We start from the raw sequence: 11,220 nt of genomic DNA on the forward strand, positions 1-11,220 counted from the left end.
GGGCAAGGTCTGCGCCAGCCAACGCTGCCGCTGCTGCTGCACCCAAGCGCCAAGCGCAGCCCCCCACCACATCACGCCCAGCCACGGAAACAGCGGCACATAGTCTTCGGTGACGGGTTTTTGGCTGATCCAGCCCAGCCAGTTCCAGCGCATGCTGTTCAGCGCATCGGCCCAATGCGTCAACGGCCCGGATTGCAGCACACTCTCGGCGATGAACCTGGAGGCAATTGCCAAAGCACCCAGCAACCACAGCCAACGCCCCCAATGCGCGCTCAGGCGCACCACGATCAGCATCAGCGCCAGACCGTGCAGCACACCAAAGTAGATGAAACTGTCGGGAAACATCAGCCACGAGCCCACTGACACCAGCAGCGCGGCAGCCGCCACTTGGCGCCAGCGCCGCCAAAAGCGCTGCCAGCTTTGGCCCTGCGCCGTGGCAATGGCCTGGCCCATGCCGGCACACAGCAAAAACAGGCTGACGATCAGGGTGCGCTGCCAGGTCCAGAACGGGTCGCGGTAAAAGTCCTGCGTGACGAGCTTGAAGTGGTTCAGGTCAAAGACAAAATGAAACAGCGTCATCCAGACCATCGCCAGCCCGCGCAGTGCATCCAAGGTGTCAAAACGATGGGTTGTCATGTGGCGTACAAGTACGATGTTTGGCTTGAATTCGAGGGGTTTCTACCGCGCGCTTTTGGGTAGCTTGCGTGAGGTGTGAACCACATCCACCACTGCCCACAATTGCGCATTGACCTGCCGGATAAATGCCACGTAAGGCAGCTTGCCGATGACCAATTTGCGGGCACCGGGGAAAATTTCACTCTCGGGAATGCTCATCGGGCAAGGCGCGATGGCTTCAATTTGTTCAAAGATGCGTCTTTCAACGGCATCTGCCACCGCCCGACCCGCCTCCAGCTCGTAATAAAAAATGATTTCTTCGATGCTTTGCAAGGCAAGTTCTGACAATTGCAAGGCCATGATTCAGTGACCCGTTGCACCATTGGCAAGAAAAGCACTGCGACGCGCAGCCAAACGCTCGCCAAGCATGGCTTTTGCAACCGGAAAGTCGTGGCGTTTCATCTTGCCGCTGTCAAGCTGCTTGACCGCAGTAGCCAGGCGCTGACGCAACCATTGCGTGTAGTCATCCTCCACATCAAGGTCCTGCTCGTTGGCTGCTGCCAAGGGAAAAGGCAGGGTCTGAGTCAATTGAACTTGTTTCAGGAAGACGCGTACCGCCTCAGACGGGCTGATGCCCATTTTCTGAAAAACGGCAAATGCCTCCTCTTTCACGGTGGAATCAATCCGGAATTGAACGGTCGTGTCGTGTGCCATGGTGCTTCCTTTGGATTGTCAAATGTAGGGACAGTGTATTGACAAAAATTTTAAAGTCAAATTAAGCGCCATCGCATGACAAGTTGCAAGCACCGATAATCTCGCCCCATGTCCCTGCTCCCCCACCAACTCGAACTGTTAGCCCCGGCACGCGATGCCGCCATTGGCATCGAAGCCGTCAACCACGGGGCCGACGCGGTCTATGTTGGCGGGCCGTCGTTTGGCGCGCGCTCCAGCGCCGACAACACGGTGGCCGAAATTGCCCGGTTGGTGGCGCACGCGCACCGCTTCAACAGCCGCATTTTTGTGACGATGAACACCATCTTGCGCGACGACGAATTGGAGGGCGCGCACAGCCTGGCCTGGCAGCTGTATGAGGCAGGTGTCGATGCGCTGATTGTGCAAGACATGGGCCTGCTCAGCCTCGACATGCCGCCGCTGCAATTGCACGCCAGCACCCAGTGCGACATCCGCACGCCCGAGAAAGCGCGCTTTTTGCAGGACGTCGGCCTGACCCAGCTGGTGCTGGCGCGCGAACTCAGTCTGGCGCAAATTGCCGCCATCCGCGCCGCCACCGACACGGCGCGCAGCACGCTCGAATTTTTTGTCCATGGCGCCTTGTGCGTGGCCTACAGCGGCCAGTGCTACATCAGCGCGGCGCACACCGGGCGCAGCGCCAACCGCGGCGAATGCAGCCAGGCCTGCCGCCTGCCCTACCAGGTGGTCGATGACAAAGGCCGTTTTGTGGCGCACGACAAGCATGTGCTGAGCCTGAAAGACAACAACCAGAGCGCCAACATTGCCGCGCTGGTGGATGCGGGGGTGCGCAGTTTCAAGATCGAAGGCCGCTACAAGGACATGGCCTATGTGAAAAACATCACGGCGCATTACCGCAAGCTGCTCGATGAACTGATCGAGACGCGGCAACACTCGGGCGACCCACTGGCGCGCGCCAGCAGCGGGCTCACCACATTCAGCTTCACGCCCGACCCGAATCAAAATTTCAACCGTGAGTTCACCGACTACTTTGTCAACGGTCGCCAGGACACCATTGGTGCCTTCGACACGCCCAAGAATCCGGGCCAGCCCATCGGTTTTGTCACGCAGCTCGGGCCCAACTGGGTTGAGCTTGAATTGAACGACCACCAGGCGGTGCTGCACAACGGCGACGGCCTGTGTTACTACGACCAGCAAAAGGAACTGGTCGGCCTGGCCATCAACCGTGCCGAATGCCTCAGCGCCAAACATGGCCGTTGGCGCGTGTTCCCGAAGGACGCGCTGGCGGACCTGAAAGACCTGCGCAAAGGCGTCGAGGTGAATCGCAACCGCGATGTGGACTGGCTGCATGTACTTGAAAAAAAGTCCAGCGAGCGCCGCATCCCGCTCTGGGCGCACCTGGCGGACAGCACCGATGGCATCACGCTCACGCTGACCGACGAGGACGGTTTCAGCGCCAGCGCGCACGCCACGCTGGCACTCACACCGGCCAAGGACAAGACTGGCGCGCTGGAGACGCTGGTGGACAACGTGTCAAAACTCGGCAACACGATTTTTGCCGCCAGCGACGTGCAAGTCACCTTTAGCCAGCCCTGGTTTGTGCCGGCATCCATCCTGAACCCGCTGCGCCGCGAGGCGGTGCAAAAACTGGAAGCGGCCCGCAGCGCCGGGTTTGCGCGCTTCCTGCCCGGCCAGGCTGTCGAACCGCCGGTCGCCTACCCGCAAGACACGCTGAGCTACCTGGCCAATGTGTTCAACCGCGCCGCGCGCAGCTTTTACGCACGCCACGGCGTCAAGGTGATCGCCGCCGCCTACGAGGCCATTGAAGAGCCCGGCGAGGTGAGCCTGATGATCACCAAACACTGCGTGCGATTCTCCTTGAGCCTGTGCCCCAAGCAGGCCAAGGGCGTGACCGGCGTGCAGGGCACGGTCAAGGCCGAGCCGCTGCAACTGATCAATGGCAAAGAGAAGCTCACGCTGCGCTTTGACTGCAAACCCTGCGAGATGCATGTGGTCGGCAAAATGAAACCGGCGGTGGCCAAACAGTCGCGCCAGGACATGCTGCAAGCCACGCAAGGCGTTCCGATCGCTTTTTTCCAGAAAAGACCCTCAAAGTCTGAGGGCACGCACCCGACTTGAAACCGCCATCTTGCCGCTGGCGAACTGGGCGCGATAGGTATCCAGACGCTTCAGGTCATACTGGTAATTGACCATCATGCCGTAGGACTGTTTGAGCCCTTTGGCTGAAAAATCGGCACCCCAGTTGATCTGTTCGACACGCGCGCCATTGCCCAAGTGAAAGCGCGTCACGGGGTCCACCGGCTTGCCGTCCTGCAGGGCGTCTGCCAGATAAAACGCGGCACAACGCATCAGCCATTGACGCAACGGCGATTTGTCATCGAGCGACTGCGCGGCATCGGCCGCAGCCAGCATTTCTTTTGGATCAAGCGCCGGTACGCCCAGGGCGACCTCCAGCGCTACCCGCGCCTTGTCGTCAAGCTTGCCCACCATCTCGTCGCCATGACGCGTCAACCACGTGCGAAAACCCGGGATCGGCGATAGCGTGGCAAACACCTTGAGCTGTGAAAATTCCAGTTTGAGCGTTTCCACCACCTGTTTGATGAGCGAATCGCCAAAGCTCACGCCATGCAAACCGCGCTGGGTATTGCTGATGGAATAGAAGATGGCGTGCGAGGCCTTTTTGATATTGACCGCCGCGGCGGATTCATCGAGCAGCGGCGCGATCTTGTCAGGCAGCGCATCCAACAACGCAACCTCGACAAAAATCAGTGGTTCATTGGGCAACCGGGGGTGGAAAAAACCATAACAGCGACGATCAGAATCAAGCCGGTTTTTCAGATCACTCCAACCGCGGATATCATGCACGGCCTCATACTGGATCAACTTCTCAAGCATCGACGCCGGTGAGTTCCAGCTGATGCTGCGCAACTCCAGAAAAGCAACCTCAAACCAGGTGGAAAACAGGCCCTCGAGTTCACCGTCAAGCGCCAGCAAACGCTTGTCTGATTTGGCCTGCACCAGCAACTGAGCGCGCATATCGACCAAAAAACGCACCCCATTTTCGAAGGCAGCAAAGCGCTGCAACAAGCGGGCGCGCGGCGACACCAGCGCCAGACGCAGGGCCATCTCGGCCCGCCCCTCGTCGGCCGTGTTGAGCGCCAGCTCATACTGCTGCTGCGCTTGCAACACCAGCTGGGGGTCGGGCGCGAACTGCTCACTCATCAACAACCAGCAGTCACGCCGCTGCCCTGGTTTGGCCTGGCAATACCAGTCGGCAAACTGGCTGGCACGACGACCGCCTTCAACCTCGCTGACCTGGTTGTCGACGATCGAGCGCAGTTGTTCCAGAATTCCGCGCAACTGGCGTGGCGACATCACCTCGTCACCACGACGCAAACTAGCCTTGAGCCGCTCACGGGTCGGGCGCACACGCGTTGGCACCGGTTCATCCGGCACCGTGGCAGCTTCAGACACGCTGGCCAAGGGACCCCGCCCGGCGGTTGCCAGCGCCAACTTTTTCAGGGAATCCGCTGACGGCAACCAGTGGGATACGTTGCGACTGATCCATTCAGCGGAATTCATGACCATCTCCAGTTTGGGTTACGACCGATTGCAAAAGTTTCTACCCCAGCGGCCGCGCCTTGTCCAGCGTTCCTGCCTCAATTGTGTTTTTCACCACGGTTTCACACCTTGCGCGAGTGTGCACGCAAACGTACCCAGGGACGCGTAAAACGCGGTCACGCGCTTGTTGCCACCCCATTGGATCAAAGCGCTTTGCGCATGACGCACGAAAACGCCGCCGCCACACCCAATTGAGCCAGCGCGCCCAGCGGCGCAAAGGCCAGCAGCCCCAGCGACAACACAATCGCCAGGGTGGCCAGCGCCACCATGACGCCGGCAAAACCATGGCGGGTTTGCTCTAGCACACCCACCTTCTGGCGTTCTGCCATAACTGCATCCACGGGCTCAACGCATTTTTGTCCTGGTCGGTCCAGCTCAGCTGGATGTTGCGAAACACGCGCTCGGGGTGCGGCATCATGGCGGTAAAGCGGCCGTCGGCCGTGGTCACCGCCGTCAGGCCGCCCGGGCTGCCATTCGGGTTGAACGGGTAAGCCTCGGTGGCCACGCCATGGTTGTCGGTGAAGCGCATGGCGGCTATTGCCTTGGCCGCATCGCCCCGGTGCCTGAAGTTGGCATAGCCCTCACCGTGCGCCACGGCAATGGGCAGGCGGCTGCCGGCCATGCCCTGCAAGAACAATGACGGTGACTCCAGCACTTCGACCATGCTCAGACGCGCTTCAAAACGCTCGCTCTGGTTGGTGGTGAAGCGCGGCCAGTCTTGTGCGCCGGGAATGATGTCGGCCAGCTCGGCAAACATCTGGCAACCGTTGCAGACACCCAAACCAAAGGTGTCCAAGCGCGCAAAAAAGGCCTTGAACTGGTCGGCCAGCACCGGATTGAAAGTGATCGAGCGCGCCCAGCCAATACCGGCGCCGAGCGTGTCGCCGTAAGAGAAGCCGCCGCAGGCCACCACACCCTTGAAGTCGGCCAGCTTGGCGCGCCCGCTTTGCAGGTCGGTCATGTGCACGTCAAAAGCCTCGAAGCCCGCCTCGGAAAAGGCATAAGCCATTTCCACATGCGAGTTGACGCCCTGCTCGCGCAGCACCGCCACCTTGGGGCGCGACAGCGTGAGGGCGGGGCTTACAGATCCGTCATTGCGAGGCGCGTCAGCGCCGTGGCAATCCATGCCTTCGGAAGTCGTGGATTGCCGCGCTTCGCTCGCAATGACGGGGGCAGAGGCAGCCACGACGGGTTCAGACGCAGCAACGACGAGCTTGACATGCAGCCCCGGGTCAGACGGCTCACCCGCGGCGGCGTGCTCAGCGTCGGCGCAGGCCGGGTTGTCGCGCTGTTGACAAATCTTCCAGCTGGTGGCGTCCCACACCTGGTGCAGATCAGCCAATGTGGCCTTGAAAATGGACTTGGCATCGCGCCACACCTGCAGCTCGCCAATGCCCATCGTGATGGTTGAATCGACCGGGCGCGTCTTGCCCACCACATGGCTGTGCTGGCTCAATTGGTGCTCGCGCAGCACCTGCATGACCGCGTTGCGCTCCGCCGTACGCACTTGCAGCAGCACGCCGAGCTCTTCGCTGAACAAGGCCTTGAGCGTGAGCTCGTCGCGGCGGCCGCTAACCTGGCTGGCCCAGTTTTTGGCGTCGCCCCAATCCATGCGGCTGTCGGCAATGCCGTCGCCTTCGGTCACCAGCATATCGACATTGAGCGCCACGCCCACATGGCCGGCAAAAGCCATCTCGCAGGCGGCGGCAAACAAGCCGCCGTCGCTGCGGTCGTGGTAGGCCAGGATATGCCCCTGGGCGCGCAAGGCGTTGACGGCATTGACCAGATTCACCAGGTCTTGCGGGTCATCCAGGTCGGGCACCTCGTCGCCCATTTGGCCCAGCGTTTGCGCCAGGATGCTGCCGCCCATGCGGTTCTGGCCATGGCCCAGATCGACCAGGATCAGCGAGGTGTCATCAGTGGCGTTGAGTTGCGGCGTCAGGGTGCCGCGCACGTCGGCCAGCGTGGCAAAAGCGGTCACGATCAAGGACACCGGCGAGGTGACTTTTTTGGCTTCGCCCGACACGTCTTTCCATTGCGTGCGCATCGACAGCGAATCCTTGCCGACCGGAATCGAAATACCCAGCGCCGGGCACAGTTCCAGCCCCACTGCTTTGACCGTCTCGTACAAGGCAGCGTCTTCACCGGGCTCGCCGCAAGCCGCCATCCAGTTGGCTGAGAGCTTGACGCGGTCCAGTTCGATCGGTGCGGCCAGCAGGTTGGTGATGGCCTCTGCCACCGCCATGCGGCCACTGGCAGGCGCATTCACCGTGGCCAGCGGCGTGCGCTCGCCCAGCGCCATGGCTTCGCCGGCAAAACCCTTGAAGTCGGCCAGCGTGACGGCGCAGTCAGCCACCGGCACTTGCCACGGGCCGACCATCTGGTCGCGGTGCGTGAGGCCACCCACAGTGCGGTCGCCAATGGTGACCAGAAAGCGCTTGGATGCCACCGTGGGGTGCGCCAGCACGTCGATGGCGGCCTGCTGCAAGGCCACGCCGGTGAGGTTGACGGGTGCGAAGTTGCGGGTGAGCGTTTTCACATCGCGCTGCATTTTGGGCGGCTTGCCGAGCAACACGTTCATGGGCATGTTGACAGCGACCCCCACGCTTGTCACTGCGTGTGCTGCGCTGCCCCCCGAGGGGGCTGTGCTTGCTTGGGGCGGCCCGACGCGGCGCATGGGCAAATCAACATCGCCCACCACCAGCTGACGCTCTTCAGTCGCAACGCCGACCACGGCAAACGGGCAGCGCTCACGCTCGCACAGGGCCTTGAACAGGTCCAGCGACTCGGGCGCGATGGCCAGCACGTAGCGCTCCTGACTTTCGTTGGACCAGATTTCCTTGGGTGCCAGACCCGATTCCTCCAACGGCACCGCGCGCAGGTCGAACAAGGCGCCGCGCCCGGCGTCGTTGGTCAGCTCAGGGAAGGCGTTGGACAAGCCACCAGCGCCGACATCGTGAATCGCCAGAATCGGATTGGCCTCGGTCATCAGCCAGCACTGGTTGATGACCTCCTGAGCCCGCCGCTCAATCTCCGGGTTGCCGCGCTGCACCGAATCAAAGTCGAGGTGAGCAGCGTTGTCGCCGCTGGTCATCGAGCTGGCCGCGCCGCCGCCCATACCGATGCGCATGCCCGGGCCGCCGAGCTGAATCAACAGCGTGCCCGCCGGAAAAGCGATTTTGTGCGTTTGCGTGGCATCGATCACGCCCAGACCGCCGGCCAGCATGATCGGCTTGTGGTAGCCGCGCTGCTCGGTCTGCGGCTGCGCCAGGCCGGTTGCGTCCTTGAGCGTGTAACTCAGGCTTTGCTCGTACTCGCGAAAGTAGCCCAGCAAATTGGGCCGGCCAAATTCGTTGTTGAACGCCGCCCCGCCCAGCGGCCCCTCGAGCATGATTTGCAGCGGGCTGGCAAGGTGCGCCGGTTTGCCGTAATCAGCCGCCATGGCGAGCGCCCCGAATGCATCGTCACTGCGAGCCATCCGTACCTGGCCCGATACCGCAGACGGACCTTGAACAGAGACTTCGTCACTGCGAGCGAAGCGTGGCAGTCCAGGCAGTCCGGAAGTCATGGATTGCTTCACTTCGTTCGCAATGACGGCGTTTTTGTGCACATTCTCAGTGACGGCGTCTTTGTTCGCGCTCCTCGCAATGACGGGATTGGAATTAATTGGAATCTGACCCCAATTAATTTGAGATACGCTGAAGCCGGTCAGGCCAGCTTTGGGTTTGGAGCCGCGGCCGGTGGCGCCTTCGTCGCGGATCTCGCCGCCGGCACCGGTGGCGGCACCCGGGAAAGGCGAGATGGCGGTGGGGTGGTTGTGGGTTTCCACCTTCATCAAAATGTGCTGAGTGGCGCTTTGTTTGCCATAGCTCACCAGGCCAGCCACGGCGGCGGACGGCGCGCTGAAGCGCTCCACCACGCTGCCTTCCATCACCGAGGCATTGTCCGAGTAGGCCACCAGCATGTGCTGCGGGTTGGTTTGATGGGTGTGGCGGATCATGCCGAACAGGCTGTGCGGCTGGGCCACGCCGTCGATGGAGAACTCGGCGTTGAAAATCTTGTGGCGGCAATGCTCGCTGTTGGCCTGGGCGAACATCATCAGCTCCACATCGGTCGGGTTGCGCTGCAGTTGGGTAAAGGCCTGCACCAGGTAGTCCATCTCGTCGTCAGCCAGCGCCAGGCCAAACTCGGTGTTGGCCGCCAACAGTGCGGGTTTGCCACCGCCCAGCACATCGACATGCGCCATCGGTGCGGCGGGCAAGCTGGCAAACAAGTTGAAAGCACTGGCGCGGTCGAACATCACGCTCTCGGTCATGCGATCGTGCAGCAGGTCGGCCAGCTGCGCCAGTTGCGCCTCGGTCAGGCTCGGCCTCTTGCCAAGCAAGCCGCTTTTGAGGCTGAGCCGGTATTCCACGATGCGCTCCACGCGGTGCAGCGCCAGGCCGCAGTTGTGCGCAATGTCGGTGGCCTTGGAGGCCCAGGGCGACACCGTACCAAAGCGCGGCGTGACGACGATGAGCGCACCGTCTGCCGGGCCAGCGTAGGGCTCGCCGTACTTCAGCAGCGCGGCCAGGCGGTCTTGCAGCGTGGCTGACGGCGCTTCGTCGGTGGCCACCAGATGCACGTAGCGCGCTGCGATGCCATTGATCTTGTCGTGCACGGCTTGCAGGCCCGGCAGCAATTGTTGAACGCGGAATTCGCCAAGGGCGCTACCGCCCTCGATGGGGGTGATGTGCAGAGTCAATTGGATGCCTCAAAGCGAGAGACTAAAAGTAAAAGGGGATTTGCGTGGAAACCGGCAGCCACCGCGCAAAAAGGTGGGCGGATTTTACCTGCCGCTCAGACGCCGCGGTACAGCCAGGGCATGTCCAGCAGCCCCTCGCCCAACACTTTCATGGCCACGTTGCGCCCCAAGCCCAACAGCGCGCCGGCATGAAAAATGGTGCCGTTGCGAATCGCCCGTGCCTGCACCCGGGCGTTGCGCTGCCAGCGTTGCACGGCGTAACGCTGCAACAGGCTCGGCACACCGTTGCCAGGGCCGGCTGCGCCATCGGCAGCTGCATCAGCAAAAAAACCGCCCCGCTCCAGCATGCGCACCAGCACTGCGGCATCTTCTATGGCCATGCCCGCGCCCTGCGCCAGATAGGGCAGCATCGGGTGCGCGGCATCGCCCAGCAAAGCCACGCGGCCCTGGGCCTGCTCTTGGGCGCTGCGCATGGGCGGGCGAATGCTCAAGGCCCACAAGCGCCAGGCGGGCACCGCCAGGATCAGATCATGGAGCGGCTTGCAGGTGGCGCTCAGGCGCTTTTGCAGCTCGGTGGCGTTGCCGCTGTGATCCCAGTGCGACATGTCGCCCTGCACCTGGCCATGCACGATGGCCACCACGTTAAGCCACTCGCCACGGCACACCGGGTATTGCACCACATGCATCTTCGGCCCCAGCCAGGCGGTGACCTGGGTGCTGCGCAAATGCTCGGGCAGACGCGCCTGCGAGACCAGCGCGCGGTAGGCCAGATGGCCGGTCGGCTGCGGAGTGCCGTCGGCCAGCAACTGCTGTCGAATGCCGCTCCAGCCGCCATCAGCACCCACCAGCAGGTCGCCGCGCGCCACCTCGTCATGGGCCAGTTGCAACGCAATATCGGTGTCGGTCTGCTCGAAACTGACCACCGAACTGGCCAGGTTCAAAGCCACCCCGCCCTGCTGCTGCAGCGCCGCCAGCAGCAACGCGTGCAGGTCGGCCCGGTGGATGGTGTAGTACGGCGCGCCGTAGCGCCGGGCAATCTCTTCGCCCAGACGCAACACGCCCAGCTCAGAACCGGTCATGGCGCTGCGCACCTGCAGCCGGTCGGGGCAAGCCACCACAGCGTGCAAGGCCTGCTGCAGCCCCCATCCATACAAAATTTTCACCACATTCGGGCCGAGTTGAATGCCTGCGCCAAACTCGGAAAATTCGGCGCTGCGCTCAAACAGCGCCACTTCGGCACCCGCGCGGGCACAAGCCAGGGCGGCACTCAGGCCGCCAATGCCCCCCCCGGCGATCAACACTTTGCGCATCAAAAACCTGCTCCACAATGTAACGATGCGCCATTGTCAATTCCCAACACTGCACAAGGCTGACAGACTGCACCAACAATCCAAAACGACGACCCAAGCTACCATGTCATTTATCGTGATACCTATCCGTCATGGCAAGCCCGCCGTGTCCGGCCCGATACCGCACACGGACCTTGAACAGAGACTTCGTCATCGCGA

Annotated in this window: 8 protein-coding genes; 1 reads left to right on the top strand and 7 read right to left on the bottom strand. The window is 62.1% G+C overall.

Translation table 11 applies throughout. The features are described from left to right. The 3 genes from IBX54_RS08585 to IBX54_RS08595 all read right to left on the bottom strand — a co-directional run. On the bottom strand, positions 1 to 636 hold a 636-nt coding region (locus tag IBX54_RS08585), incomplete at its 3' end, for a heparan-alpha-glucosaminide N-acetyltransferase (protein WP_296542253.1). 42 nt (positions 637 to 678) lie between these two features. Next, complete coding sequence (locus IBX54_RS08590; protein ID WP_296542254.1) at positions 679 to 975, bottom strand: type II toxin-antitoxin system RelE/ParE family toxin; 297 nt, start codon at positions 973 to 975, stop codon at positions 679 to 681. 3 nt (positions 976 to 978) lie between these two features. Continuing rightward, positions 979 to 1,329: a type II toxin-antitoxin system RelB/DinJ family antitoxin gene (locus IBX54_RS08595; protein WP_296542255.1), complete on the bottom strand. Its 351-nt coding sequence runs from the start codon at positions 1,327 to 1,329 to the stop codon at positions 979 to 981. A gap of 108 nt (positions 1,330 to 1,437) precedes the next feature. On the opposite strand from IBX54_RS08595, the gene IBX54_RS08600 reads away from it, so the two are divergent. Next, positions 1,438 to 3,465 carry a U32 family peptidase gene (locus IBX54_RS08600; RefSeq protein WP_296542256.1) on the top strand — a complete coding sequence of 676 codons (2,028 nt, stop codon included), beginning with the start codon at positions 1,438 to 1,440 and terminating at the stop codon, positions 3,463 to 3,465. Here the strand turns inward: IBX54_RS08600 and IBX54_RS08605 are convergent. The 4 genes from IBX54_RS08605 to IBX54_RS08620 form a co-directional block, all read right to left on the bottom strand. Continuing rightward, positions 3,436 to 4,929 carry a malonyl-CoA decarboxylase gene (locus IBX54_RS08605; RefSeq protein ID WP_296542257.1) on the bottom strand — a complete coding sequence of 498 codons (1,494 nt, stop codon included), beginning with the start codon at positions 4,927 to 4,929 and terminating at the stop codon, positions 3,436 to 3,438. The two genes, IBX54_RS08600 and IBX54_RS08605, sit on opposite strands and share 30 nt — an antisense overlap. Positions 4,930 to 5,111: 182 nt before the next feature. Continuing rightward, complete coding sequence (locus tag IBX54_RS08610; RefSeq protein WP_296542258.1) at positions 5,112 to 5,297, bottom strand: hypothetical protein; 186 nt, start codon at positions 5,295 to 5,297, stop codon at positions 5,112 to 5,114. Continuing rightward, positions 5,267 to 9,712, bottom strand: coding sequence for a phosphoribosylformylglycinamidine synthase (gene purL / locus IBX54_RS08615; RefSeq protein ID WP_296542259.1), 4,446 nt, complete (start codon positions 9,710 to 9,712; stop codon positions 5,267 to 5,269). Before purL ends, IBX54_RS08610 begins: the two co-directional genes overlap by 31 nt. A 95-nt stretch (positions 9,713 to 9,807) precedes the next feature. Next, positions 9,808 to 11,025: an FAD-dependent monooxygenase gene (locus IBX54_RS08620; RefSeq protein ID WP_296542260.1), complete on the bottom strand. Its 1,218-nt coding sequence runs from the start codon at positions 11,023 to 11,025 to the stop codon at positions 9,808 to 9,810. Positions 11,026 to 11,220: the final 195 nt, after the last annotated feature.

It is taken from the genome of Rhodoferax sp. (assembly GCF_014859475.1).
Lineage (GTDB): Bacteria > Pseudomonadota > Gammaproteobacteria > Burkholderiales > Burkholderiaceae_C > Rhodoferax.